Origin of the sequence: Rickettsia endosymbiont of Orchestes rusci, from assembly GCF_964030945.1 — a bacterium.
Classification (GTDB): domain Bacteria; phylum Pseudomonadota; class Alphaproteobacteria; order Rickettsiales; family Rickettsiaceae; genus Rickettsia.
The window spans coordinates 187,599-210,540 of record NZ_CAXIQG010000001.1; the positions used below are offsets into that span (position 1 = coordinate 187,599).

Sequence of the window (22,942 nt, forward strand, 5' to 3'; positions counted from 1 at the left end):
AAATACTCAAAAAGTCATGCTGAACAAGTTTGCCGCATCTATTAAAAGAGATCCTGAAATAAATTCAGGATGACGCAGTACAAATTTCTCCGAATAAAAAAAGTTAATAAAAAATTCTAACTTTTCCAAAATAGCAGCGTGTAATTGCTCTTTCTCTTTTTCAGCGGAAGATTTTTTTTCTATTTTTATAAATTTTTCTAACCATCGATAATTAACAGGGAAAATTTTTTCAGTGCTTGCAATTTTACCGAGCAAATAATTGTTATTATACCTATTTAAATCGGCTAAAATATTTTTTATCTCCGGTGGCAATGAGATTATTTCTATTGCTTGCAATTGTTTAGTATAATTTTGATCTTGTAAAAAATTAAATATTAATAGATTCACGTTTAATAAGTAATTACGATAATCATTTATATCAAAATTAATGCTAGCGGTAGGAACTACAGGAATAGGGGGAATAAATGAATTTACGTAATTTATTAAAGATTTAGCCGAAGAAGATTCGCTCGGTTGCTCATTTTTGCTAGTAGTCACATTGTCAATATTGTTTATAGGTAAAATATCTTCTTTATAAGGAGTAACTTCATTGCTAAATAACTTAAAAATTTCAGCTCTATTATAATAAAGCATAAAAGCAAGTAGCATAAATATTAATATTACCGCTATAGAAAAAATATTTTTATTTTTAAGATTGATTTCGGATTTTTGCATCATGCATTAATAAATTTATTATTGTATGTGAATTTTCATTATTACAATAAACCACATTTTTACTAAAAGGTCTAATTATATTTGCTACTTTCAAGCTAATAGCTATGACTAATGAGTTTTGCAACACTTCCGATAAATGATTTTGCAGTAATAATTTTTTGAATATTTTAGCGCTGTTTTGTGAGTAAAGCAAAATATAATCTATATTGCTTTTAAACAATTCTATTGGCGGTAGTTGCTCTAAATATTTTACGTTATAGATAATTTGCCTCTTTATTTGGGATGGTAAATCGCGAGTGATTTCGTTGGAAGATAAATATATTGTTTGATTATATAACCGGCTTGGAAAATGCTTAATCAAATCATCGACGTTTTTTGCGGCGTATTTTACTATAAAACCGCTACGCTCTAAAATTGCCTTTGAAGCTTCTCCTACTACCCAAATGTTATAGTTATTATTTTGCCATTCTCTAAGGATATTGGCAGCATATTTACTAGTTATAATTATATTAGAATAATTACCGAGAATTTCTGGAGAAAGGTTTAAATTTTTATACTCGATTAAAGGGCAGTGGATATAATGAAAGCCTAAATTATTGATATTATGCTTTGCTATTTCTTCAATAGTCTCTTTATTTCCTTCGATACTTCTAGTAAGTAAAACATATTTCATATCACATACTAATAATTGCAGAATTTGGTATAGCAAAGAGCTATTGTAGTATAGACATTAAATTTTAGAGCGAGCTTGCACAGCGTACACTTGTACGTGAGTACAAGCAAGACTCACAAAATTTGATGTATAGACTGCAATAGATCGAAGCTATATTATTCAAACGGTTGGCGTAGAGTAATAGCTGCCGATAGCGTTCCTTCATCCAAATAGTCTAATTCCCCGCCGATAGGTATACCGCTGGCTAGACGTGAAACCTTAGCAGGATGGGATTTTAAATATTCGGTAATAAAATAAGCGGTGGTTTGACCTTCTAGCGTGGAATTGGTGGCTATAATAATTTCCTCAATATTTTCTTCTCGGCATCTAGTAAGCAACTCCGGTAACCTTAATACTGAAGGGTTTTGCCTAGCTGCCGCCGATAAATTATGACCTAGCACATGATACCCGCCTTTAAAAATACCGCTACGTTCCATAGCCCATAATTCCGCCACCGTTTCCACGATAGCAATAACGGCTTTATCTCGCACCGGAGATGAACAAATACGGCAGATATTAGCGGTATCCATATTGCCGCAAATCTCGCATTTTACTATTTTATTTTCGACATTTATTAAATTAGTAATTAATCCTTTCAATCTTACGTCTTTATCTTGTAACAGATATAAAACAATGCGCCGAGCAGAGCGTCCGCCAAGACCGGGCAGCTTAGAAAAAAGATAGATTAATTGCTCTATTTCGTTGGTATCGTTCATATATTATACTCAAATATAATCTGAAAAGTTGAGATTGATGTCATTCCTAGCTGCGGCGGGTTTTGTTGCCTGGCTCGAATTTTTGATGTCATTCCCGCGCAGTCGGGAATCCAGGCTTTTTTGTCATGCTGAACTTGTTTCAGCATCTCATTAATAGATCCTGAAATAAATTCAGGATGACTATTAATTTTCTAGATTCCCGTGCAGGCGGGAATGACATTATAAGCAATATACTAAGTTTTAATAACTACCGTACCGGCAATTTTATCATGCAAAGCTTGCCTTTGCGAAGAAAAAAGAACAAGCCAAATGCCGATCGGAAAAGTCATATACCCTAAAAATCTTCTTATTAACTGCCATATTGTCGGCTTTGCAAGAGTTGCTGCATCAACTATTTTCATATGCATAATCATTTTACTAAGCGTTGCTCCTTTATAATACCAAAAACCGACAAAATAAGAACCGAGTATTGTTAAGTTAGTGATGAGCATGGAAATATTATATGAGAGATATTTGTTAAAATTACCGGCTTGAAGATAATCCGCAAATTCCGGTCTTACGGTCGCGATAAACATTTGGGCATAATTATATAGCTCGATATTATGTTTAATAAAATAGTCTTTATAGAAAAAAACCATTAAACTCGAAGAACAATAATGTAAAATAGGAAATGTTACGAGTGATAATAAAGCTAAATCTAAAGCCGAAGAAAAAATCCGTGGAATTAATTTAGGATAAATAATTTGTTTTTTCATTATTAATTATTTTTATTTATATGATAGAGATATTACTAAATATATGTACAAACTTCTAGTATTATCAGTTAATAATATGAATTAAGGTAGATATCATTGCGTGTGGATGGTTATTGTGAGGATAGTCAAACGTTCTCGATGTCATTCCCGCGTAGGCGGGGCGTTGTTGCACGGCTCGAAAATTAATAAAAAACTCGTCATTGCGAAGCCACGAAGTGGCTGCGGCAATCCAGGCTATCCCGAATGTAATGAGGGATTTAATTAGAATACTAAACAAGTTTAGTATAAAAATATGTTTATACTTGATTGCCACGTCGGCATAAATGCCTCCTCGCAATGACGATTCTGGTAGCCATGCAACAACGCCCGTAGGCGGGAATCCAGGCTTTTTTGTCATGCTGAACTTGGTTCAGCATCTCATTAATAGATCCTGAAATAAATTCAGGATGACTATTAATTTTCTGGATTCCCGCCTGCGCGGGAATGACATACTGTTGTTTTATCGAGCCATGCAACAATGCCTGTCCCTCCTCGCAATGACGGTTTTTGTTCTTTAAATTTTAAAATATTAACATGACACCATTTGAAACATATAGCTTATTATTTGTTGATAGTTTTGTTGCTAACCTTGCTATAGGATTTCAGCGCGAACTAATATTTCATTCGATGAAAATGTTTGGCATTTACAATCCTTTAATGATGCTGTTAGTAGCTGTTTGCGCCTGCCTTGCCGCTATTACCGTAAATTATATTTTCGGCAGAATATTACTAAATATTTTTTATTTTTCTAAAGATGAGAAAAATATCCTAAGACATAAAAAATTTGCACAATTTTGTTTAAAATATGATGTAATTTTGCTTTCTTTAATAATTTTTCCTTTTTGGGGAAGTTTTATTTCTTTATTTGCCGGTTTTTTTAGAATAAATTTTTTAAAGCTTTTAAGCGTTGGTTGTATAGTGAAAGCATGTTATTATGGAATCGTATTGTATACTTCGTTAATGTAAAAAGCTGTCATACCGTGGCTTGACCACGGTATCCAGTACTTATTTTTTTCTGGACCCCGTGGTCAAGACACGGGGTGACAATATCATTAACTATTAAATAAAATATCTAACCTTATGAAAAAACTAGATAAAACAAATTCACATAGACAACATAAAGTAGCAACTTTAATAAATGAAGCTTTAATTGAAATATTAAGGCGTGGACGAATGCTTGACGGGCGGCTTCTTGATTGTCCGGTAACGATCACAAAAGTTTTAGTAACGGGGGATTTGAAACTCGCAAATTGTTATTTTTTGCCTTTTAATACTAATTTGAAAGAAGCAGAGCTTATGGAAGCTTTGAATAATTCCAAAAATGTTATACGAAATTTTATAACTCAGAAAATTAACATGAAATTTTCTCCGGATATTCGGTTTCATTATGATCACGGGTTTGATAACGCCGCTGAAGTAGAACGTTTATTAAAACAAGCGAAAATTACGGAGAATATTTAATGGAGACTATTTAATAATGGTTAGGCATCCTGCTAAATATTTTTTGTACAAAAAAAAGAACGGCTTATCGTTATTTTTTAATTTTTTGGCCTTTAGTTTAGTTATTGCCGCTTTTATATTTATCTCTTGGGGCTTGAAGGAAATGACCCAGCCGCTAAATACTCTAACGCTTGATCCGGTTTCCCTTGAATATAGTAATTTAATAGGCTACTCTTTTAGGACCCTATTGCGGATGATGATTGCAATGGTCATCTCTTTAATTTTCACTCTGATATATGCAACGCTTGCCGCTAAAAACCCTAAGCTAGAGCAAATTTTAATTCCATTATTAGATATTTTGCAGTCGGTACCGATTCTCGGCTATATTTCATTTACCGTTACGGCTTTCTTAGCTCTTTTCCCTTCTAGTATTATGGGGGCGGAATGTGCAGCTATATTTGCTATTTTCACCTCGCAAGTCTGGAATATGATTTTTAGTTGTTATCAATCGTTTAAAACCGTGCCGGCAGAATTAAACGATGCGGCTAGTATTTTTAAAATGTCAGGGTGGCGCAAATTTTGGCAAATAGAAGTTCCTTTTGCTATTCCTTCTTTAGTGTGGAATATGGTGGTGTCAATGTCTAGTAGTTGGTTTTTTGTAGTAGCTTCCGAGGTAATTATGGTAGGTAATAACAAAATTACCTTGCCCGGTATCGGGTCATATATATATTTAGCAATCGGGCAACAAAATACGGCGGCAATTTTATACGCGGTGCTAGCAATGTCGCTAATAATTATATTATATGATCAGTTATTATTGCGTCCGTTAATAGTATGGTCGGATAGGTTTCGTTATGAAACCTCCACCGGAATTAAAGCAACTTATTCATGGGTATTAACTATATTTCAAAGAAGTATAATTGTTAAAAAAATTTTTTCACCTTTAATATATGTTGCAGAATTTCTTCTTTATTTCCCTTTATTTAACGGTGTAAATAACCTTGCAGTAAACACTCCCGAAATTACGGAAAATAATCGTAATAAATTATGGTTAAATTATCTATGGTATTTCATATTAATTGTTAGCGGAGCGGTTGCTCTTTTTTATATAGGTTCTTTTTTACGTAATATAGGTTGGCATGAAATTGTTAAAGTATTTATTTTAGCCTCGATTACTCTATTGCGGATTATAGTTTTGATAATTCTTGCTTCGCTATTTTGGGTGCCTATCGGTATATATATCGGACTTCGTCCTCGGTTAACGGCAATTATCCAGCCCTTTACTCAATTCTTTGCCGCCTTCCCGATAAATTTATTATTCCCGATAGTTTTTATTATAATCACTAAATATGATTTAAATCCTAATATTTGGCTTAGCCCTTTAATGATTATGGGTACGCAGTGGTATATATTATTTAACGTTATAGTCGGGGTATCGTCTTTGCCTAGTGAGCTTAAAGACGCGACAAAAATTTTAAACGTCAAAGGTTTAGAATGGTGGAAAGAAGTAATGTTACCGGCAATTACCCCTTATTTTATTGTAGGTAGCATTACCGCTTGCGGCGGAGCGTGGAATGCAAGTATTGTTGCTGAGGTTATTAATTTCGGTGATCAAAAAATAGTAGCTAAAGGTCTTGGCAGTTATATAGCAGAAATGACGGTAGCGGCGGATTTTAACAAAATAATTTTAGGGGTCGGAATGATGTCGCTATTTGTCGTGCTAATAAACCGGTTATTTTGGCAGCCCATTAATGAGTATTCTAATAAGAGATTCCAGCTATAGGCAACTGATCCCCTATATCTAGAAATTCGCTAAAATCTCCGGCAATTTTCGATGTCATTCCCCCGCGAAGGCAGGAATCCGGTCTTTCCTTTCAGGACGACTTAAAAGTATTTTTCTAGATTCCCGCTTTTGCGGGAATGATATAGAGTGCAGGCATGATACCGTACATCGAACTAATACCTACAATTTCCTCCTAATAACTTCCAAACCAAAGACCAAAAGGCTTGTCATCGTACCGACAAAGACGCCTTTAAAATAAAAATACTGCAGAGAAAAATGTTCCCACATAAAAAAAGCGAGTAAACCGCTTACCGATGATAAGACCATTATTTTTGTCGATATGACAATACCAAACAAAGCCATTACTAGCGGTACTAATATTACCGGTCCCCAAAAACCGGTAATAAATACTACCAAATCAATAACATTATTAAATTTTAAGGCTACCAGTATGGCAAAACTCCCTATTATGAGATTAGTAACCCTAGCAATCAATAACAACTTTTGTTGGTTTTTGACTTTAAAAATAGGGTTCAGTATATCTTTTACCAAAGCTACCGATGTCACGTTTAAATCGGAATCGGCAGTAGACATAACCGCCGCAAGCAAGCCGGTTATTACGACCCCTTGCACAAACGGCGGTATTATCCGGTTAATCAAGTATGGTAGTACCAAATTAGAAGGTTGGTTTGGATAAAGATTATAAGCAATTAATCCGTTTAAAGTAACGCATATTAAAAAAACTACGTATATAACAGATTTTGCGTATATTGCTTTAGTTGTTTGAGTAGGGTTTTTATTAATTAAAGCTCGTTGAATAAAGGTTGGGTATAGATTCATCACGCAAAAACTTAATGTGGCAGCAATTGTCATGGGTAGTAAGTTAGATCGGTCAAAATTTGCTTGGTTACTAGATAAGTTGCTAAAGAAAGTCATTGTACCGATTTTATTTAAGCCGATGATAGTTATAATCGGTATAGCAAGTATCATCGCAAAAAATTGTAATAAATTGGTGAATATAATTGATTGCAGCCCGCCGACGGTAGTATAAATTAGTACGATGCTATAGCTTAAAATTACGCCTTCAATATAGTTTATCTTTAAAATATACTGAAAAATATAGCCGCTGACGCTAATTTGCGCTGCCACAAAGCCGATAGATACGACAACTGAACTAAAGCCGCCGATAAGACGTCCGGCATAGCCGTAATATTTACTCATTATATCCCCGACACTTTCGGCTCCGTAATGGTCAGCAATACGCGGTACTACGTAAATAGCGATTAATATATCGATCGGCAACGTAAGTATTAGAGCATAGCCGTAATATGCATAACCGGAAAATGCTTTTTCCGTAATCCCGAAAGTAGTAGCACCGCCGACGGAGCTGGCAAATATTGTAGCTATTAAGAGTAATCTACTATTTTTAGCGCTCCCTCCAACATTTGCATAATTTTTAAAACTACTATGCCTAGCACGATAATATATACCGATCAGTAAAATCGATATTAGATATATAAAGACTATAATATTATCTATCGGAATGCCGGACATATAGTTAAATTTTAAATTTGAAAAATTTAACTATAAGCTATTAGGTTCTGTGAACAAGATTTAAATTAATATATTTTAGCTCTTTTTGACTGCAAATTATAAGATTTTTTTGAAATAGGAATAGCTATTTCGGCAAAAATCTTATCAATTTTCGTGCAAAAATACTTTAAAATATAAATAATTTAAATCTTGTTCACAGAACCTAATCTTTGATATGCGAGTAGTATATTCGGGTTGTTGTTACTTTGAGGGGTAAAAACGCTTTTAATGTCATTCTTGCGTGGATCAAATTTTCGGTGTCATTCCTGCGAAAGCAGGAATCCAGAAAAATTAAACTAAAGATGTAACGATAACTTACAATTATATAGAAAAAAGCCTTACAAGCTAAGGCTTTTTAGTCTGGATTCCTGCTTTCGCAGGAATGACATAAAAGGCAACGGGAATAACATACTGCTGCTTTACCCATCCACACAACATTTGCTTATTCTTCTATTATGCTTTCTGTTGCTTTATTTACTTTACCGGTTAATTGAATCTCATAATCTTCTTTAAGTTTTTCTACTATATCGGTAGATAGGTCAGTAACTTTAGGATGTACCTTATATAATTCAGGATTTTTTGTAATATTAAACTCTAATAAGGTTTTTAAAGTTAAAGTCGGGGTCTCATCTTCCTTTAAATATTCAGCGTTTGTATAGAGATTTAGAGTATCATTTAACTTTTTTAGTTCCTGACTATCAAACTCTGGTTTAGTTCTTAGAAATTCTTTGAAATTATATAATTCACTTAAATGTTTAGAAAAAAGCTTAAAGTTGCAATTAATATCTTTAGGCTTTATTGATATTTTCCAGTCAAAAAATTCTTTTATAGCTACAGAAGTAACTATTATGCTAAAATCATTATCTTTACATGCTTTCGCAAGCTGTAAGAAAGCCTTTAATTCCGGTGTATCATCGGGTACTAATTCTATTAGGCTTTTGTCTTTATGAATACCAGATGAGATAGCCTTTGGATTAAGATCAGCACCGTATTGTAGTAATAATTTGACTATTTCTTTATGCCCCTCATCAACAGCTCTTTGAAGAGGTGTGTAACCGGATGCATTTGTTAATTCTGTTAGAGCACCATTTTTAAGAAGAAGTTCTGCTATATTAATTTCTTCTTTTTGATTTCTCAAACTAAGTCCCGCATGATGTAAAAGAGTATATCCTAATATGTCTTGAATATTAGGATTAAGCCCTTTTTTTAATAAAAATTGAGTTATATCTTCAGAATTCAGGTAATAAGTAGAAGATAGAAGGTTACCACCATATTTATCTGTAATATTCGGGTCAATGCCTTGAGCAAAAGCCTGTTCAATAAGAGATTTAAGTTGAGCAGCATTTTTGTTATCCTGATCGTAGAATGCTTCAAACAATGTTTCCGGCGTAATATTAGTAGGTTCTTCTTGAATATTTTGATTATCTTCAAAGTTTAAGGGAATCATGGAAAGATTAGATATTTGTTCTGGGATATGAATTACGCCGTTTTCGTCCGCAATAAATAGAATGCTGTTTTGTCTAAACATAAAAACCCCCACGCTTATTATTAAAGCTAAATTAATATATTAAATAATATGAATTTTCAAGGTAAATATATGATAGAAATTTATTTAAAAAAATCCATAAAATCATCGGGTAAGTCATCAAAATCCTCTTTTATAACCACTTTATTTTTCCAATAGCCTGCTTTACGTTTTTTAATAATATTATTCTGCTTAATAATTTTTCGTATTAGCATGGATAAATAATCATAAGTTTTAATAACTAGCATTTCAATTTCCTTAAATTTTTTCAATTATATGTTACTCACTTGTTAAAATACAAGTTAATAATTTAACTCATACCTATTAAAACCTCTTGACTCTATAATATTCCTATAATATTCTGTAATTTTCCATTAAATCCCAAGTTAACCCAAATTATACCAATGAATGTATTTTTATCGAAGTGTGTAAATGGTGTTGATAAAAAGAGCAGGGTATCGGTGCCGGCAAATTACCGTGCGGTACTAGGAAAAGAATTATTTAACGGTGTAATTGCTTATCCGTCGATTAGGAATAATTGTATAGAGGCTTGCGGTATTTCACATATCGAGAAATTAAAGCAGATGATCGAGACGCTTGATCCTTATTCCGAAGAGCGTGATGCGTTTGAGACCATAATATTTGGGGAAGCTGTGCAGCTTTCGTTTGACGGAGAGGGAAGAGTTATTTTACCGCAATCTTTAATGCAGCATGCAGGTATTGAAGATCAAGCTTGTTTTGTCGGTAAAGGAGTGATTTTTGAAGTTTGGCAACCGCAAAATTTTGCAGAGTATTTAGCGCATGCTAGAGAAATTGCTCAAAATAGTCGATTGACTTTAAAGAATATTTAGTTATGTCTCAACCTCATAAGCCGGTAATGTTACAGGAAGTGCTAAAGAATCTGAAGCCAAAAGTCGGAGAATCTTATTTAGACTGTACTTTTGGAGCAGGAGGATATAGCGAAGCAATTTTAAATTCCTGCAATTGTTATGTTACGGCTTTGGATCGTGATCCGAGTGTTAAGTTGCGAGCTGCGGAAATTACCAAAAATTATCCGGGTAGGTTTGATTTTATTGAAACAAATTTTGCCGGTAGTTTTGCTAAATTAGGTGAGAAAAAATTTAACGGCGTGATATTAGATTTAGGTGTGTCTTCGATGCAGCTAGATATAGCGGCTAGAGGATTTTCATTTTCACATGACGGACCTTTAGATATGAGAATGAGCAACGAAGGATTTAGTGCTGAGGATTTTATTAATAGCGCGGAAGAGCAGGAAATAGCCGATATTATTTATAAATACGGTGATGAGACTTTCTCACGAAGGATTGCAAAAAGAATTGTTGAATATAGAAAAAACGAAAGAATCGATAGTACGGCAAAATTAGCTTTAATAGTCCATAATAGTATCGGTTTTAGAAAGGGTAAAATTGACTCGGCGACTAAAACTTTTCAAGCTATTCGTATTTATGTAAATAATGAACTTGGAGAGCTTGAAGGATTTTTAGCAAATGTGCGTAATATATTAGAGAAAAATGGGCGGTTAATAATCGTATCTTTTCATTCGTTGGAAGATAGAATCGTAAAAAGTTTTTTTCGAGAAAATTCCGAAAAAATAGTAGCTAAATCTAAATATGCAAAGGAATCTGCCGTAATCGTAAATCCGGAAAAATGGCTTAAAATTATTACTAATAAAGCGCTACATCCTTCAGATAAAGAAACTTCCGTAAATCCGCGTTCTAGGTCGGCAAAGCTTAGAGCTGCCGAAAAAGTGCAGGGGTAAAATAGATATGAGTATTAAAAAATTTCATTATTTAGTATTGACGGTAATAATTATTGCTATTTATATCTTGTTTAGTATTAAAAATAAAGTTTCAACACTTGATTATCAATTGAGTAGCGTATTAAAACAGATTAACGACGAAACCAATAATATCCACCTTTTGAAAGCAGAAAAAGCCTATCTTATTTCACCGTCAAGACTTAAAAAACTCTCCGGTGCTTATTTGCAATTGGACACTATTAAATCTTCTCAGATGATAAAAGACCCGTTAGCTCCGAATGATGTGCAATATGTGAAATTTAATCAAAATATTAATATTTCTAAAATTTCCGGGGGCGGTAATAAATGGCGTTATAAAAAAATTGTTAATAGTAAATATGTTCAAACCGTTTCAAGTAGAGTAAAGGAATGAGGTTTAGGTTTTTGAGGTGTATTACAAGTATGGTGTCATGCCGTGCGTGACCACGGCATCCAGAAACAAAAAGTCATGCTGAACTTGTTTCAGCATCTTTTTGAGTAGATCCTGAAATAAATTCAGGATGACGACAACGCTGGATACCGTGGTCAAGCCCACTAGTGTACGAACGTTTAAATAAAGAGGTAAAAATTCTGTCATTCCGTGGCTACGACCACTTCAGTCCAGCTTATAATATCATAAAAAGATTCTAAAATAAGTCTAATATGGCTTTATTTTCCTGGATGCCGTGATCAAGTCACGGCATGACACAGCCTTTTTTCAACGTTCGTACAGTAGTGGGTCAAGCCACGGTATGACACCACGGTACTTTTAAAGAATACCTTAAACGTCATTGCGAGCATTTGTGCGGAGCGCGGCAATCTAGAAAATAATAAGTTTCATAGCATTTTTTGCTATTTTTTCCTGGATTGCCACGTCGGGCCTACGTCCCTCCTCGCAATGACGGGGTTTTTTTATAAGGATTTCGAGCCATGCAACAACGCCCCGCCTGCGCGGGAATGACATCACTGTAATATGAAAAAAACTTTAGAAAAGCTAAAACCTGCTATCAAAAATCTTATCAATTGGAATGTTTGTAACAAAAACATCAAGGCAAGATTAATAATAGTTATGTGCGGTTTTGCTTTCCTTTTTTGTAGTTTATCCTATCGTTTAATAATAGTTGCCACAAACGGCTATGATAAAAATGCCGGGTATTCAAAAAAACATAATCAATTTAGAAAAGAAATAGTTGATCGTAACGATAATTTATTAGCGGTTAACGTACCTTCATCTTCATTATTTGCCAACCCTCAAATAATTATCAATCCTAAAACCTCAATAGACAGATTGGCAGAAATATTACCTGAAATTAATAAAACAAAATTATTAGCAGAACTTAAATCAAATAAAAGTTTTGTCTGGGTAAAAAGAAATTTATCCCCGATAGAACAAGAAAAAATTGCTAATTTAGGATTACCGGGTTTTGAATTTGAAGAAGAGCAAAAACGAATTTATACTTTTTCTAATTTATTATCTCATATTGTGGGTTATGTGGGTAGGGATCTTGTGGGTCTTAGCGGGCTTGAACTTGCTTACGATAAATTTTTGACCAACTCCGATCCAAATTTAAGCGAGCCGGGAAATCAAAAAGAACCTCTTAAATTATCTATCGATATAAGGCTGCAAAATATCTTAAGTGAAGAAATCGATAAAACATTCAAACAGTTTAACGCCATAGGAGCGGTAGGGATTATTGCTAATCCGAATAACGGAGAGATTTTAGCGTTAGTAAATAAACCGGATTTTGACCCTCATTACCCTAATTTAGCCAAGCCGGAAGAGTTGTTTAACACGGCGAGCCTCGGTATTTATGAAATGGGTTCGGTCTTTAAATCATTAACGATGGCGGTTGGCTTCGATACTAATTCGATAACTATGAATGATGCGTATGATATAAGCTACATGAAGGTCGGAGGATTTCAGATTAAGGATTATACACCGAGGCAGGGGTGGCATAGCGTACCTGAGATTTTTCTGCATTCCTCAAATATCGGCACAAGTCAAATTATGCTGGAAATCGGTAAAAAAGATTTTAAAGAATATTTAAAGAAATTAGGCTTGTTAGATCAGTTGCAGATAGAGTTACCGGAACGAGGCACTCCACTTTTTCCGTCTGAAAAAAGATGGAACGAATTAACAAGTGCTATTATGTCTTACGGTTATAGTATTTCAATTAGCCCCTTGCATTTTGTTAAAGCAATGTTACCGGTGGTAAATGGCGGTATGTTACATGATCTTACATTGTTAAAGAGAAAAGGAAATAATCCGGTAGGAACTAGGGTTTTTAGTGAAAACACCTCTAACCAAATGAGGAAATTATTTAGATCGGTAGTAAAAGACGGTAACGGCAAAAGAGCGGAAGTAAAAGGCTATCTTGTCGGCGGTAAGACCGGTACGGCGGAAAAGCTTTCACAAGGCCTTGGCGGCAAAAAGAAATATCTAAAAAATAGTAGAGCCTCCTCATTTTTAGGTGTACTGCCCGTATCTAACCCGCAATATGTTATTTTTATCAGGTTTGATGAACCGAAAGGGACAAAAGAAAGCTTTGGCTTTGCAACAGCCAGCTGGACTGCTACGCCCACCGCCGGTAGGGTAATTGAGCGAATGATATCGTTATACGGTATAGAGCCGGTAGAACAGCAGAATGAAGAGCTAACTCAGTAGCTATGGTTTTTCAATCACTAGTAAAAAATAAACTAACACAACTATTAAATAAATTTTTGACGAATAATAAAATTTATCTTTTACTAGACTCAGCGTTGTTGCATGGATCAAAAATTGTCACAAAAAGGATGTCATTCCCGCAAAAGCGGGAATCTAGGCTTTTCTTTGTCATGCTGAACAAGTTTGCCGCATCTAATTCAAGATATTCTGAAATAAATTCAGGATGACTATAATTTTTCTGGATTCCCGCCTGCGCGGGAATGACATCGAAAGCGTTTTTAACTATCCATGCAACAATGCTACTAGACTCTACGGAATCTATTTAATTTTATTAGAGATAAATATTTATGAAAGTTGAGGAAGATTTAGATAAAGATACAAATTATAAGTTTATTATTGAAGAACTTAACAAGTCCTATAACAGCTATATACAAAATAAAGAAGCAGTAATAGAACTCGGTGCATTAGGTATAAACGTCGCAACTGTAGGAGTAGTAACATTGTTTGGATGGATAGCAGTGCCGTTAGCGATTGGTTCCATTTTGCTTGTTGGCCGTACTAAGGAAGCATATAAAAAAGAATTATTACAAACACTTTCTGTAGGGGAACTTGGTAATGTTGCAGAAATCGAAAAATATTATAAACAACTTCCTAAGGATGTAAGAGAAAAATGGGCAAAGGATAATGCTTTTTCTAAATTAGCTGATCATCTTAAAATAGAGATTCCAGAAAATAGAATATATAATATTGATGAAGTTCCTAATTTCAATTATCAAGTATTAGACGATCCCGAATATCCATGGGTAGTTTTATCAGGAAATGATGAAATAACTATCATTTAATTTGTTGCGTGGATACCCCAAAGCGTCAATAATGTCATTCTCGCAAGGCATTGTTGCGTAGATAGGTAATAGCATATAAAATGATGTCATCTCGCGGCTTCGACCACGGGATCCAGAAAAAAATTTGATAAAAAGACTGGATACCGTGATCAAGTCACGGTATGACAACAGAACGCTTTGCAAAAATGAGCAAAAATTACTATTTTCTGATCCACGCAATAATGTCAGGCAGGAATGACATATTGCTGCTTTTTATTAAGCCATGCAACAAAGCTAGTTATGTCTCGGTAGGACGCTATTAATTAAGTTTTTTTCTTTCTATTTCAAAAAATTTACTAATTACTTCTAATAATTGTTCTTCAGAGACATTCTCGCTATCTTGTACTATATAAGGTTCTTCAGGATCATCTAACAAAATTTCACTTTCATAGAAATAACCATTTTTATTGTAAATACATACGTAAATTAGTTTATTATCTTTTTTTAATCCAATCGAAGATTCATCACACCAATAATTCACTACAGTAAAAATATCATTACCAAAAATATTATTTACTAATTTTATTAATTTTTTTACTTGTTTATTTTTTTCTATCATTTTAAAACTATTTCAAACAATTCTCGGCAAGGCGGGTAAATAAAGCTTCAATCATCGCCCAGCCTTTTTTTTGAATGGTTATTAAAGACAAGTCTGTAATATTCATTTTTCTTAGTAAATCTATGCCGATTTGTTCATGCGCCGGATCAAGTTCCTGGTGAGTATTAAAATGTTCTTCTTCTTTATTATCTAAAAAGATAGGTCCTAAATATTCATAAAATATAGTAGCGCAGGATTCTATTACTAAATGGATCAGTACGGTTCGCTCAGCATCGCTAAGCGTTAACATTTTCATAGTAAACCAACTAGCTAATGCTTCAAAAACAGGGTCTTCGACAGCTGCATAATTTTTACGGCTCCTTAAAAGCTGTAAATTGTGACCGAATTCTTCTTCTAAATGCTGCCATCCAAGGTTAGAATAGCTTTTGCCTTCAGAAAAGACTATTCTTGCCAGAATCATTTTTTGAAACTCATCTGACCATATTTGAAAGTAATTAAGAAAATTTTCTTTTTGTGCGTCGGTACTTAATTTATTTTCTTTAACGATTTGGAAAAGTTTATTTTGTCTAAATTTATTTTGATATATTTTGTTATCTAAAAGTAATTGCTCTAATAAGTTCATATAAGTTTAATAATTATTAATATTATATCAATAAAATACTAGCAATTATTAAGATTTATGTCATTAGTTATTTTTTATTATCTATTACCCACTTACTATTCAAATAATCATTATTATATTTGCTTAAATATTCGTCATATTTGCCTTTAAAATCTATTATAGATTTGTGAGAAATAGCTATAACTCTGGTGGCAATATGGCCGGCAAAATCTCGATCATGAGTAACGAGGATTAAAGTACCTGCATAGTTAACTAAAGCTTCTTTTAAAGTATTGCGAGCTTCGATATCTAAGTGGTTAGTCGGTTCATCAAGTACTAGGACATTACTTTTTTCTAGAATAATTTTCGCTAATAATAATCTTGCTCCTTCACCGCCGCTTAAACTTAGAATATTTTTATTCACTTCTTCTTGACGAAATAATACTTGCCCTAAAGTGCTGCGAATGGTCCGATCAGTCTCTGTTTCGGCTTGAGTTGTTAACCAGTTAAGAATGCTAATATTTTCATTTAATAATTCATGATGGTCTTGAGCAAAATAAGAAATTTGGGTTTCATATCCCCATTCATAACTACCGTAATCAGCCGGGATTTTTTCGAGTAAAATTTTTAAAAGCGTTGATTTTCCAACGCCGTTTGGACCGATAATTATAATTTTTTCGCCTCTAGAAACGGTAAAATTCACTTTACTTAATACTATTTTATCGGCAAAGCTTTTGGAAATATCATTAACTTTTAATACTAATTTTCCGGATGGTCTGTTTTGCTGAAAATTAAAGACAGGGCTGATACGTGAAGATTTTTGTAAATCAGGAAGCTGCATTTTTTCAAGTTGTTTTTCTCTTGAAGCACTTTGCCTAGCTCTTGTGCCTGCTCGGAATCTATCAATCCCTGCTTGCATTGTAGCAATTTTTTTCTCTAAAAAGGTATGTTCACTAAGTTTTTGCTCGGCGACTAATTGTTTTTCTCGAATGAAATTATCATAATTGCCGGTATAAGGCTTAATTTCACCGTAATCGATATCGAGAATATGACTAGCAATATTATTAAGAAAAGTGCGGTCATGAGAGATAAAAACTAAAGTACCTCTAAATAAAGTTTTTAAGTAATTCTCTAACCAGTAAATAGAAATTATATCAAGGTGATTGGTCGGTTCATCAAGTAATAATATATCAGGATTATTAAATAGCCCTTGAGCAAGTAATACTCGAAGCTTGTAGCCGCCCGATAATACCGAAAGCGGTTGATAGTGATATTCTTCTTTTATGCCGAGACCAACTAATAATTCTGCAGCAAAAATTTCTGCCGTATAGCCGTCATTATCATATATTATTTGCTCAAGTTCACCGAGTCTAAAGCCTGTTTTTTCATCACATTCCACTTTTTCAAGTAATTTATTTTTTTCTTGTAAGGCATTCCATAATTCTTCTTTGCCGGCAATTACGGTATCTATAATTAACGTATTTTCATAGCGAAATTGATCTTGTTTTAAACAGCCGACTTTGGAGTTTCTAGAAATACTAATTTCACCGAAAGCCGGTTCTTCTTCTTTTAGTAAAACCTTAAAAAAGGTAGTTTTTCCTGCACCGTTAGCTCCGACAAGCCCGTATCTATTGCCTTTTTTTATGTGAAGATTTACGTCGGTAAATAATATTTTCACACCATAGCTCATAGCTAGGTTATTTATAATAATCATGGGTATTTTTAAATATTGAATTTAGCGGGAGTATATTATTGTCATACCATGGCTTGACCGACGTTGTTGCATAGCTCGAATTTTCGATGTCATTCCCGCGAAAGCGGGAATCTAGAAGAATTATAGTCATCCTGAATTTATTTCAGGATCTATTACATGAGATGTTGAAACAAGTTCAGCATGACAGAGAAAAATCTAGATTCCCGCTTTCGCGGGAATGACATACGGCACTTTTTTAGAACCACGCAACAACGCCTCCAGTCGCTCGCAATGACGATTCCGGTAGCCATGCAACAAATCTGGCTTGACCACGGGGTGACAGAAAAGACCTAAAAAAACTGGATGCCGTGGTCAAGTCCACTATTGTACGAACGTTGAAAAAAGGCTGTGTCATGCCGTGACTTGATCACGGCATCCAGGAAAATAAAGCCATATTAGACTTATTTTAGAATCTTTTTATGATATTATAAGCTGGACTGAAGTGGTCGTAGCCACGGAATGACAGAATTTTTACCTCTTTATTTAAACGTTCGTACAGTAGTGGGTCAAGTCACGGTATGACAATAACGAAATTTTTGAAAAAGTACAAAAGTATAAAACGACAAAAATACAGCCTAATCCTTAATCTTATTACTGCCCATTATATTATAACCGCAATCGACATAATGTATTTCACCGGTAACGCCTGAAGATAGCTCGCTTAATAAATATACCGCCGCTCCTGCTACATCCTGCCCTGAAGTGTTTCGGCGTAACGGTGAATTTGCTTCATGAGAGGTAAGCATAGAATTAAAGTCGCTAATACCGCTAGCTGCAAGTGTTTTAATCGGTCCTGCCGAAATAGCGTTTACTCTGATGTTATTCCTACCCATGTCGCTTGCCAGATATTTAACGCTTGCTTCTAATGCAGCTTTAGCGACTCCCATAACATTATAATTAGGGATTACTTTTGCAGCACCGTAATAAGTTAACGTTATAATACTTCCCTTGTCAGTCATTAAAGGCTCTGCATGTTTTGCAAATGTTGTAAGGGAGTAACAGGATATATTCATTGAATTTAGGAAATTGGCTAAGCTCGTGTCGATATAACGCCCTTTTAACTCATTTCTATCGGCAAAGGCCATAGAATGAACGAGAAAGTCAAATGTTCCCCATTTTTCTTTAATAATTTCAAATAACTTATTAATTGAATTTTCATCCGTAACATTACACATTGTTACAAAATCGCAATCTACTTCTTCAGCTAAAGGCATTATGCGTTTTTCAAGGATTTCCGATTGATAAGTAAAACCAAGCCTTGCCCCATGTTTTTTGGCTAATTGAGCAATTGCCCAAGATAGGGACATGTTATTTGCAATGCCGGTAATTAACCCTTTTTTTCCTTCTAATAATCTCGCTAAGTTAGTTGACATTTATTACCTCTATTTAAATAATTAAAACCTTGCTGGAATGATAGCATGATGTATTATTTTGTAAATAATTATATATACCGAATTTCTAAGGTAGTTTAAAAGTTGCGGTTGATGTCATTCCCGCGCAGGCGGGAATCCAGGAAATATTTTTAAGTCATCCTGAATTTATTTCAGGATATACTAAAAAAGATGCGCAAAACTTGTTCAGCATGACAATAAAAAGTCTGGATTCCCGCCTGTGCGGGAATGACATACGGCACTTTTTTAGAGCCATGCAACAACGCCGATCAAGTCACGGGGTGACAGTTTTCAATTCTCGAAATTATGCAAATATACATTACTTCAAAATTAAATAATATGCTCAACTCTAGAATAACCTCTTTATTACTCGGCATGCTTAGCGGGCTTGTTTTTGCACCGACATTTTTTTTGCCGCTACTCTTTACTTTATCGTATCTATGCTATCAGGTTAAGAGCTGCAAAAATTGGCAGCAAGCGGCAATAGTTAGTTTTATATTCGGTTTCGGGCATTTTTTGGTTGGTATGTATTGGATTAGCCTTGGGATTACTGTTTATATTGAAGAATTTTGGTGGGCTATTCCGTTTGCGTTAATAGGGTTACCGCTTATCTTAGCTTGTTTTATTTCGGCTAGCTGTATATGTAGTTTTTTTGTGAGAGATAATGAATATTATCAATTTATATTTTGTTTATATTGGATATTATTCGAGTGGGTTAGGTCATGGATATTTACCGGTCTTCCTTGGAATCTTATAGGCTATGCTTTTTCATTTTCGGATATATTAATTCAAGCCGTTAGTATAATAGGGATATACGGGCTTAGCTTTATCGTGATTTATATTTCCACTAGTTTTTATCCGTTATTCACTAAGCAGTACAAGCAATTAAAAATATTACTAATTAATTCGATTATTATAATAGCAATCATCACTATTTACGGCAAAGTTAGATTAGATAATAATCCTACTCATTTTTCCGATATCAAAGTACGCTTAATACAACCGAGTATTGCGCAAACCGCTAAATGGGATGCAGGCGAGTTTTGGCAGAATTTAATGCTACATATTAAATTGTCCGAAGATTCTTCCGCCGACTTAATTATTTGGTCGGAAGCAGCATTAGTAGTTCCCTTTAATCAACCGGAAGTAAAGTCTGAATTATTGAAAATGTTAAGACCGTCTAAAGCAATTTTAATTACCGGCGGAGTAGATAGTAACGAGGAGCCGGGCGATGATTTTGAGCTTTATACTAGTATGTATGCAGTCGCAAAAAACGGTAGTAAATTATTTGAATATCATAAATCTCACTTAGTCCCGTTCGGGGAATATATGCCTTTAAAAAATATATTGCCCTTTAAAAAACTAACACACGGATTTGTTGATTATACCGAAGGAAAAAGAGAACTTGTTTACCTTGAAAAGCTTAATCTTAAAATCAAACCGCTTATTTGTTATGAATCGATTTTTCCGGATTTTGTTCGTACTTCAAATAAAATTGCCGATTTGATAATTAATATTACTAACGATGCTTGGTACGGTGAATCGAGCGGCCCTTATCAGCATTTTCAAATTAGTCGCAGCAGAGCCGTGGAAAACGGTTTGCCTATGATTAGGGTAGCAAATAACGGTATTTCCTCTATAATTGACCCTTTAGGGCGCATAATAAAGAAATTAGACTTAAATAAAATCGGTTATATAGACGGATTAATTCCTCAGAAAATTAATTATCCTACTATATATTCACGATTTGGCAATAAATGCATTTTAATAGTTATTATTGCTATGTTATCAACTCATTATCTAATAAACAGAATAATACATAGACAAAAATAAAAAATTTTTTAATAAGTTACTTGATTAAGAAAAAACTATCATTATAATACATCTAAAGTTGAATAAACATTTCAATAATTAAATTAATTATAAAGATGAACAAATCAAGAAAACATGTTGAGAAGATTGTTAGCGAGCGCCTAAAACAACGACGCATTGCTTTGGGAGTAAGCCAAAAAGATTTAGGTAAAGCTATTGATATAAGTACTCAGCAAATACAAAAATACGAAGAAGGATTAAGTAAAATACCGGTAAGTAGGCTATATGTTTTTGCAAAAATTTTAAATATTCCGTTAAAATATTTTATAGATAGTTCAGAAAAAACTGAAAAAGAAATAGAATATTTATTTAAAGAATCAAAAAACAAAGCAAATGAGGTTGCCGAAGAGGATGAAAAATATAAAGGACGTAATGACTCTTAAGGTTGTTTAATAATATTTTTTAATAAAACGGTAATTTTTTGTTGACTTAAAATTATATAATTTCTAATGTTTTTTTAAGAGCGTTGTTGCCTGGCTCGAATTTTTGTAAAGTGTTTCGGTGTCATGCCGTGGCTTGACCACGGCATCCAGTCTTTTTATTAAGGTTTTTCTGGATACCGTGGTCAAGCCACGGTATGACACCGTACTTATAATAACCATAATACGGTAAATTATTAGCCATGCAACAAAGCTGCGACTGGAAGGAGCGCGGCAATCTAGAAAATAATAAGTTTCATAGCATTTTTTGCCATTTTTTCCTGGATTGCCGCTCTAGACTTCGTCCCGCCTCGCAATGACGTTTAACGTTCTACACAACAATACTCTTCGCGCCACTAGAGTAATACTACTTGCATTTGAGCAGATAGATATTTTTTAAATAATATTAAGCAAGCAATGAATATAAGCCCTGATTACTTAATTGAAAGAAGACAGAAGAAATCACAATTGTTAATTTGGAAATTAATTGCGATTTTATTGATCATAGTTTTAGTTGCTATTCTCGGTAAAAATTTTATATCGAAAGATAACTTGCCTATTAATCAGGAATATATAGCTTCAATACTAATAGACGGTATAATTCTTGAAGATGCAAAGCGTGATAAAAAACTCAAAAAAATAATTAATGATACGCAAATTAAAGCGTTGATAGTTAACGTTAATTCACCGGGTGGAACGGTAGTAGGGTCAGAGAAAATTTATAATATCTTACGTAAAATATCCGAGAAAAAACCGGTGGTGATAGTCATGGGAACGATGGCGGCAAGCGGCGGCTATTTAATATCTCTCGGTGGTGATTATATAGTGAGTCATAACGGCACGATTACCGGCTCAATCGGTGTGATACTACAAACTGCCGAAGTCACGGATTTGGCTGAAAAATTAGGAATTAAGTTTACTAGCTTTAAATCGGGTGAACTAAAAGCCGTTCCGAATCCCACCGAAAAAGTTACGGAAGCCGTGCGTATTGCTATAATGGAAAATATTTATGATACCTATGATTATTTCATTGAGCTTGTCGTATTACGTCGAAAAATTCCGCTTGTAGAGGTGAAAAAAATAGCAGACGGTAGAATATATTCAGGGCGCCAAGCTTTAAAGCTCAATTTAGTAGATAGTGTCGGCTCCGAAGATACGGCATTAAAATGGTTATATGATGTTAGAAAGATTAGTCCGGAGTTAGAGATAAAAGAGTTTAAACTAAAACCGAAACCTAAATTATTTGAAATGATTTTTGAGGATTTTGATAATATTGTCCCAAGTTTCTTTAAAAATAATTTTCACGGAGCAAAAGCAATTTTTAATGCAGGCAATTTTCAATAATGGCTACTAAATCTTCCTCTAAATCTCATTCTAAGGCTCATCTTATTGATAAAATACATAATGAATTAAATTATCTTTCTAAAGAAGATATTGTAGATTCGGTAAAGCTAGTTTTAGATTATTTACAGCGATCGCTTAAAGAGGAAAAGCGAATTGAAATAAGAGGTTTCGGCAGTTTTTCTATCCGGCAACGTAAATTCCCACAAAGTGATAAGTTTTATAAAACTATTTATTATAGAATGCCTAAAAATTTATTTAAGAATGATTAGAGCGTGACGCCTCTATAATAAAGCGTTGTTGCATGGATAATTAAAGCACGCTCTGTCATTCCTGCTTTAGGTGCTCTAGTGTACGAACGTTTAAATAAAGAGGTAAAAATTCT

33 protein-coding genes are annotated in these 22,942 nt (G+C 34.0%); 15 read left to right on the forward strand and 18 right to left on the reverse strand.

Annotated features, from left to right (window positions below; translation table 11 throughout):
- Nucleotides 1-6 precede the first annotated feature (6 nt).
- The 5 genes from AAHM91_RS00930 to AAHM91_RS00950 all read right to left on the reverse strand — a co-directional run bounded on the left by AAHM91_RS00930 (nucleotide 7) and on the right by AAHM91_RS00950 (nucleotide 2,897).
- Nucleotides 7-717, reverse strand: coding sequence for a hypothetical protein (locus tag AAHM91_RS00930; RefSeq protein WP_342269565.1), 711 nt, complete (start codon nucleotides 715-717; stop codon nucleotides 7-9).
- Nucleotides 689-1,387, reverse strand: coding sequence for a uroporphyrinogen-III synthase (locus AAHM91_RS00935; RefSeq protein ID WP_342269566.1), 699 nt, complete (start codon nucleotides 1,385-1,387; stop codon nucleotides 689-691). The genes AAHM91_RS00930 and AAHM91_RS00935 overlap by 29 nt, the downstream gene beginning before the upstream one ends.
- Nucleotides 1,388-1,542: 155 nt before the next feature.
- Entirely contained in the window at nucleotides 1,543-2,142 is a 600-nt protein-coding gene (recR, locus tag AAHM91_RS00940) for a recombination mediator RecR (protein WP_342269567.1), read from the reverse strand.
- Nucleotides 2,139-2,288: a hypothetical protein gene (locus AAHM91_RS00945; protein WP_342269568.1), complete on the reverse strand. Its 150-nt coding sequence runs from the start codon at nucleotides 2,286-2,288 to the stop codon at nucleotides 2,139-2,141. Before AAHM91_RS00945 ends, recR begins: the two co-directional genes overlap by 4 nt.
- An 87-nt stretch (nucleotides 2,289-2,375) precedes the next feature.
- Nucleotides 2,376-2,897: an RDD family protein gene (locus tag AAHM91_RS00950; protein WP_341792856.1), complete on the reverse strand. Its 522-nt coding sequence runs from the start codon at nucleotides 2,895-2,897 to the stop codon at nucleotides 2,376-2,378.
- Between the two features lie 115 nt (nucleotides 2,898-3,012).
- On the opposite strand from AAHM91_RS00950, the gene AAHM91_RS00955 reads away from it, so the two are divergent.
- On the forward strand, nucleotides 3,013-3,162 hold the full coding sequence (locus tag AAHM91_RS00955; protein WP_342269569.1) for a hypothetical protein: 150 nt from the start codon (nucleotides 3,013-3,015) through the stop codon (nucleotides 3,160-3,162).
- Between the two features lie 31 nt (nucleotides 3,163-3,193).
- Here AAHM91_RS00955 and AAHM91_RS00960 read toward each other — a convergent pair whose 3' ends face one another.
- Nucleotides 3,194-3,412 carry a hypothetical protein gene (locus tag AAHM91_RS00960; RefSeq protein ID WP_341792854.1) on the reverse strand — a complete coding sequence of 73 codons (219 nt, stop codon included), beginning with the start codon at nucleotides 3,410-3,412 and terminating at the stop codon, nucleotides 3,194-3,196.
- 58 nt (nucleotides 3,413-3,470) lie between these two features.
- Here AAHM91_RS00960 and AAHM91_RS00965 point away from each other — a divergent pair, with 58 nt between their 5' ends.
- The 3 genes from AAHM91_RS00965 (at nucleotide 3,471) to AAHM91_RS00975 (ending at nucleotide 6,159) form a co-directional block, all read left to right on the forward strand.
- A complete protein-coding gene (locus tag AAHM91_RS00965) occupies nucleotides 3,471-3,902 on the forward strand; it encodes a DedA family protein (protein WP_253307465.1) in 432 nt (143 codons plus the stop codon).
- A gap of 114 nt (nucleotides 3,903-4,016) precedes the next feature.
- Nucleotides 4,017-4,397, forward strand: a complete 381-nt coding sequence (rbfA, locus tag AAHM91_RS00970) for a 30S ribosome-binding factor RbfA (protein ID WP_342269570.1) — start codon at nucleotides 4,017-4,019, stop codon at nucleotides 4,395-4,397.
- Between the two features lie 43 nt (nucleotides 4,398-4,440).
- Nucleotides 4,441-6,159, forward strand: coding sequence for an ABC transporter permease (locus AAHM91_RS00975; RefSeq protein WP_342269571.1), 1,719 nt, complete (start codon nucleotides 4,441-4,443; stop codon nucleotides 6,157-6,159).
- Between the two features lie 180 nt (nucleotides 6,160-6,339).
- Here AAHM91_RS00975 and AAHM91_RS00980 read toward each other — a convergent pair whose 3' ends face one another.
- From AAHM91_RS00980 to AAHM91_RS00990, 3 genes are all read right to left on the reverse strand, one after another.
- Nucleotides 6,340-7,713, reverse strand: a complete 1,374-nt coding sequence (locus AAHM91_RS00980; RefSeq protein WP_253307468.1) for a sodium:solute symporter family protein — start codon at nucleotides 7,711-7,713, stop codon at nucleotides 6,340-6,342.
- Between the two features lie 481 nt (nucleotides 7,714-8,194).
- A complete protein-coding gene (locus AAHM91_RS00985; protein WP_342269572.1) occupies nucleotides 8,195-9,280 on the reverse strand; it encodes an ankyrin repeat domain-containing protein in 1,086 nt (361 codons plus the stop codon).
- 80 nt (nucleotides 9,281-9,360) lie between these two features.
- The gene (locus tag AAHM91_RS00990; protein WP_341792848.1) at nucleotides 9,361-9,549 is read right to left on the reverse strand and encodes a hypothetical protein; all 189 of its coding nucleotides are present in this window, start codon (nucleotides 9,547-9,549) and stop codon (nucleotides 9,361-9,363) included.
- Nucleotides 9,550-9,681: 132 nt separating this feature from the next.
- Between AAHM91_RS00990 and mraZ the strand changes: the two genes are divergently transcribed.
- Genes mraZ through ftsL form a run of 3 tightly spaced genes read left to right on the forward strand, consistent with a single transcriptional unit; the run spans nucleotide 9,682 to nucleotide 11,469 of the window.
- Nucleotides 9,682-10,128: a division/cell wall cluster transcriptional repressor MraZ gene (mraZ, locus tag AAHM91_RS00995; protein ID WP_342269573.1), complete on the forward strand. Its 447-nt coding sequence runs from the start codon at nucleotides 9,682-9,684 to the stop codon at nucleotides 10,126-10,128.
- 2 nt (nucleotides 10,129-10,130) lie between these two features.
- The gene (gene rsmH / locus AAHM91_RS01000; protein WP_342269574.1) at nucleotides 10,131-11,057 is read left to right on the forward strand and encodes a 16S rRNA (cytosine(1402)-N(4))-methyltransferase RsmH; all 927 of its coding nucleotides are present in this window, start codon (nucleotides 10,131-10,133) and stop codon (nucleotides 11,055-11,057) included.
- Between the two features lie 7 nt (nucleotides 11,058-11,064).
- Entirely contained in the window at nucleotides 11,065-11,469 is a 405-nt protein-coding gene (ftsL, locus tag AAHM91_RS01005; protein ID WP_253307473.1) for a cell division protein FtsL, read from the forward strand.
- Between the two features lie 21 nt (nucleotides 11,470-11,490).
- Here the strand turns inward: ftsL and AAHM91_RS01010 are convergent, their stop codons facing one another.
- The 3 genes from AAHM91_RS01010 to AAHM91_RS01020 form a co-directional block, all read right to left on the reverse strand.
- Nucleotides 11,491-11,673 (reverse strand): hypothetical protein, encoded by a 183-nt coding sequence (locus tag AAHM91_RS01010; RefSeq protein ID WP_342269575.1) that lies wholly within the window; start codon nucleotides 11,671-11,673, stop codon nucleotides 11,491-11,493.
- A gap of 92 nt (nucleotides 11,674-11,765) precedes the next feature.
- Nucleotides 11,766-11,894, reverse strand: coding sequence for a hypothetical protein (locus AAHM91_RS01015; RefSeq protein WP_342269576.1), 129 nt, complete (start codon nucleotides 11,892-11,894; stop codon nucleotides 11,766-11,768).
- 1 nt (nucleotide 11,895) lies between these two features.
- Nucleotides 11,896-12,039 carry a hypothetical protein gene (locus tag AAHM91_RS01020; protein ID WP_342269577.1) on the reverse strand — a complete coding sequence of 48 codons (144 nt, stop codon included), beginning with the start codon at nucleotides 12,037-12,039 and terminating at the stop codon, nucleotides 11,896-11,898.
- A gap of 9 nt (nucleotides 12,040-12,048) precedes the next feature.
- Here AAHM91_RS01020 and AAHM91_RS01025 point away from each other — a divergent pair, with 9 nt between their 5' ends.
- The 3 genes from AAHM91_RS01025 (at nucleotide 12,049) to AAHM91_RS01035 (ending at nucleotide 14,582) form a co-directional block, all read left to right on the forward strand.
- A complete protein-coding gene (locus tag AAHM91_RS01025; RefSeq protein WP_342269578.1) occupies nucleotides 12,049-13,740 on the forward strand; it encodes a peptidoglycan D,D-transpeptidase FtsI family protein in 1,692 nt (563 codons plus the stop codon).
- A gap of 223 nt (nucleotides 13,741-13,963) precedes the next feature.
- Nucleotides 13,964-14,098 carry a hypothetical protein gene (locus AAHM91_RS01030; RefSeq protein ID WP_342269579.1) on the forward strand — a complete coding sequence of 45 codons (135 nt, stop codon included), beginning with the start codon at nucleotides 13,964-13,966 and terminating at the stop codon, nucleotides 14,096-14,098.
- Nucleotides 14,088-14,582, forward strand: a complete 495-nt coding sequence (locus AAHM91_RS01035; RefSeq protein ID WP_342269580.1) for a hypothetical protein — start codon at nucleotides 14,088-14,090, stop codon at nucleotides 14,580-14,582. The genes AAHM91_RS01030 and AAHM91_RS01035 overlap by 11 nt, the downstream gene beginning before the upstream one ends.
- A 298-nt stretch (nucleotides 14,583-14,880) precedes the next feature.
- Here the strand turns inward: AAHM91_RS01035 and AAHM91_RS01040 are convergent, their stop codons facing one another.
- The 4 genes from AAHM91_RS01040 to AAHM91_RS01055 form a co-directional block, all read right to left on the reverse strand.
- The gene (locus tag AAHM91_RS01040; RefSeq protein WP_342269581.1) at nucleotides 14,881-15,180 is read right to left on the reverse strand and encodes a hypothetical protein; all 300 of its coding nucleotides are present in this window, start codon (nucleotides 15,178-15,180) and stop codon (nucleotides 14,881-14,883) included.
- A 7-nt stretch (nucleotides 15,181-15,187) separates the two neighbouring features.
- Nucleotides 15,188-15,802 (reverse strand): heme oxygenase-like domain-containing protein, encoded by a 615-nt coding sequence (locus AAHM91_RS01045; protein ID WP_342269582.1) that lies wholly within the window; start codon nucleotides 15,800-15,802, stop codon nucleotides 15,188-15,190.
- Between the two features lie 67 nt (nucleotides 15,803-15,869).
- Nucleotides 15,870-17,495: an ABC-F family ATP-binding cassette domain-containing protein gene (locus AAHM91_RS01050; RefSeq protein WP_342269583.1), complete on the reverse strand. Its 1,626-nt coding sequence runs from the start codon at nucleotides 17,493-17,495 to the stop codon at nucleotides 15,870-15,872.
- Entirely contained in the window at nucleotides 17,479-17,625 is a 147-nt protein-coding gene (locus tag AAHM91_RS01055; protein ID WP_342269584.1) for a hypothetical protein, read from the reverse strand. Before AAHM91_RS01055 ends, AAHM91_RS01050 begins: the two co-directional genes overlap by 17 nt.
- A gap of 50 nt (nucleotides 17,626-17,675) precedes the next feature.
- Between AAHM91_RS01055 and AAHM91_RS01060 the strand changes: the two genes are divergently transcribed.
- Nucleotides 17,676-17,828: a hypothetical protein gene (locus AAHM91_RS01060; protein WP_342269585.1), complete on the forward strand. Its 153-nt coding sequence runs from the start codon at nucleotides 17,676-17,678 to the stop codon at nucleotides 17,826-17,828.
- Between the two features lie 281 nt (nucleotides 17,829-18,109).
- Here the strand turns inward: AAHM91_RS01060 and fabI are convergent, their stop codons facing one another.
- Entirely contained in the window at nucleotides 18,110-18,907 is a 798-nt protein-coding gene (gene fabI, locus AAHM91_RS01065; protein WP_253307479.1) for an enoyl-ACP reductase FabI, read from the reverse strand.
- Between the two features lie 357 nt (nucleotides 18,908-19,264).
- On the opposite strand from fabI, the gene lnt reads away from it, so the two are divergent.
- Together lnt and AAHM91_RS01075 are read left to right on the forward strand one after the other, a co-directional pair.
- Nucleotides 19,265-20,758, forward strand: coding sequence for an apolipoprotein N-acyltransferase (lnt, locus tag AAHM91_RS01070; RefSeq protein ID WP_342269586.1), 1,494 nt, complete (start codon nucleotides 19,265-19,267; stop codon nucleotides 20,756-20,758).
- 95 nt (nucleotides 20,759-20,853) lie between these two features.
- Complete coding sequence (locus tag AAHM91_RS01075; RefSeq protein WP_253307481.1) at nucleotides 20,854-21,180, forward strand: helix-turn-helix domain-containing protein; 327 nt, start codon at nucleotides 20,854-20,856, stop codon at nucleotides 21,178-21,180.
- Between the two features lie 63 nt (nucleotides 21,181-21,243).
- Here the strand turns inward: AAHM91_RS01075 and AAHM91_RS01080 are convergent, their stop codons facing one another.
- Nucleotides 21,244-21,399, reverse strand: coding sequence for a palindromic element RPE4 domain-containing protein (locus tag AAHM91_RS01080; protein ID WP_342269587.1), 156 nt, complete (start codon nucleotides 21,397-21,399; stop codon nucleotides 21,244-21,246).
- Nucleotides 21,400-21,633: 234 nt separating this feature from the next.
- On the opposite strand from AAHM91_RS01080, the gene sppA reads away from it, so the two are divergent.
- Both sppA and AAHM91_RS01090 read left to right on the forward strand, forming a co-directional pair.
- Nucleotides 21,634-22,560, forward strand: a complete 927-nt coding sequence (gene sppA / locus AAHM91_RS01085) for a signal peptide peptidase SppA (protein ID WP_253307482.1) — start codon at nucleotides 21,634-21,636, stop codon at nucleotides 22,558-22,560.
- Nucleotides 22,560-22,829, forward strand: coding sequence for an HU family DNA-binding protein (locus AAHM91_RS01090; RefSeq protein ID WP_253307483.1), 270 nt, complete (start codon nucleotides 22,560-22,562; stop codon nucleotides 22,827-22,829). Before sppA ends, AAHM91_RS01090 begins: the two co-directional genes overlap by 1 nt.
- The last annotated feature ends 113 nt before the right edge of the window (nucleotides 22,830-22,942 follow it).

What these genes read in the sequence shown, in the direction of transcription:
- AAHM91_RS00930 (WP_342269565.1), bottom strand. Translation starts at nt 717, where the DNA reads ATGATGCAAAAATCCGAAATCAATCTTAAAAATAAAAATATTTTTTCT.
- AAHM91_RS00935 (WP_342269566.1), bottom strand. Translation starts at nt 1,387, where the DNA reads ATGAAATATGTTTTACTTACTAGAAGTATCGAAGGAAATAAAGAGACT.
- recR (WP_342269567.1), bottom strand. Translation starts at nt 2,142, where the DNA reads ATGAACGATACCAACGAAATAGAGCAATTAATCTATCTTTTTTCTAAG.
- AAHM91_RS00945 (WP_342269568.1), bottom strand. Translation starts at nt 2,288, where the DNA reads ATGCTGAAACAAGTTCAGCATGACAAAAAAGCCTGGATTCCCGACTGC.
- AAHM91_RS00950 (WP_341792856.1), bottom strand. Translation starts at nt 2,897, where the DNA reads ATGAAAAAACAAATTATTTATCCTAAATTAATTCCACGGATTTTTTCT.
- AAHM91_RS00965 (WP_253307465.1), top strand. Translation starts at nt 3,471, where the DNA reads ATGACACCATTTGAAACATATAGCTTATTATTTGTTGATAGTTTTGTT.
- rbfA (WP_342269570.1), top strand. Translation starts at nt 4,017, where the DNA reads ATGAAAAAACTAGATAAAACAAATTCACATAGACAACATAAAGTAGCA.
- AAHM91_RS00980 (WP_253307468.1), bottom strand. Translation starts at nt 7,713, where the DNA reads ATGTCCGGCATTCCGATAGATAATATTATAGTCTTTATATATCTAATA.
- AAHM91_RS00985 (WP_342269572.1), bottom strand. Translation starts at nt 9,280, where the DNA reads ATGTTTAGACAAAACAGCATTCTATTTATTGCGGACGAAAACGGCGTA.
- mraZ (WP_342269573.1), top strand. Translation starts at nt 9,682, where the DNA reads ATGAATGTATTTTTATCGAAGTGTGTAAATGGTGTTGATAAAAAGAGC.
- rsmH (WP_342269574.1), top strand. Translation starts at nt 10,131, where the DNA reads ATGTCTCAACCTCATAAGCCGGTAATGTTACAGGAAGTGCTAAAGAAT.
- ftsL (WP_253307473.1), top strand. Translation starts at nt 11,065, where the DNA reads ATGAGTATTAAAAAATTTCATTATTTAGTATTGACGGTAATAATTATT.
- AAHM91_RS01010 (WP_342269575.1), bottom strand. Translation starts at nt 11,673, where the DNA reads ATGACAGAATTTTTACCTCTTTATTTAAACGTTCGTACACTAGTGGGC.
- AAHM91_RS01020 (WP_342269577.1), bottom strand. Translation starts at nt 12,039, where the DNA reads ATGTCATTCCCGCGCAGGCGGGGCGTTGTTGCATGGCTCGAAATCCTT.
- AAHM91_RS01025 (WP_342269578.1), top strand. Translation starts at nt 12,049, where the DNA reads ATGAAAAAAACTTTAGAAAAGCTAAAACCTGCTATCAAAAATCTTATC.
- AAHM91_RS01030 (WP_342269579.1), top strand. Translation starts at nt 13,964, where the DNA reads ATGACTATAATTTTTCTGGATTCCCGCCTGCGCGGGAATGACATCGAA.
- AAHM91_RS01035 (WP_342269580.1), top strand. Translation starts at nt 14,088, where the DNA reads ATGAAAGTTGAGGAAGATTTAGATAAAGATACAAATTATAAGTTTATT.
- AAHM91_RS01040 (WP_342269581.1), bottom strand. Translation starts at nt 15,180, where the DNA reads ATGATAGAAAAAAATAAACAAGTAAAAAAATTAATAAAATTAGTAAAT.
- AAHM91_RS01045 (WP_342269582.1), bottom strand. Translation starts at nt 15,802, where the DNA reads ATGAACTTATTAGAGCAATTACTTTTAGATAACAAAATATATCAAAAT.
- AAHM91_RS01050 (WP_342269583.1), bottom strand. Translation starts at nt 17,495, where the DNA reads ATGATTATTATAAATAACCTAGCTATGAGCTATGGTGTGAAAATATTA.
- AAHM91_RS01055 (WP_342269584.1), bottom strand. Translation starts at nt 17,625, where the DNA reads ATGACTATAATTCTTCTAGATTCCCGCTTTCGCGGGAATGACATCGAA.
- AAHM91_RS01060 (WP_342269585.1), top strand. Translation starts at nt 17,676, where the DNA reads ATGACAGAGAAAAATCTAGATTCCCGCTTTCGCGGGAATGACATACGG.
- fabI (WP_253307479.1), bottom strand. Translation starts at nt 18,907, where the DNA reads ATGTCAACTAACTTAGCGAGATTATTAGAAGGAAAAAAAGGGTTAATT.
- lnt (WP_342269586.1), top strand. Translation starts at nt 19,265, where the DNA reads ATGCTCAACTCTAGAATAACCTCTTTATTACTCGGCATGCTTAGCGGG.
- AAHM91_RS01075 (WP_253307481.1), top strand. Translation starts at nt 20,854, where the DNA reads ATGAACAAATCAAGAAAACATGTTGAGAAGATTGTTAGCGAGCGCCTA.
- AAHM91_RS01080 (WP_342269587.1), bottom strand. Translation starts at nt 21,399, where the DNA reads ATGGTTATTATAAGTACGGTGTCATACCGTGGCTTGACCACGGTATCC.
- sppA (WP_253307482.1), top strand. Translation starts at nt 21,634, where the DNA reads ATGAATATAAGCCCTGATTACTTAATTGAAAGAAGACAGAAGAAATCA.
- AAHM91_RS01090 (WP_253307483.1), top strand. Translation starts at nt 22,560, where the DNA reads ATGGCTACTAAATCTTCCTCTAAATCTCATTCTAAGGCTCATCTTATT.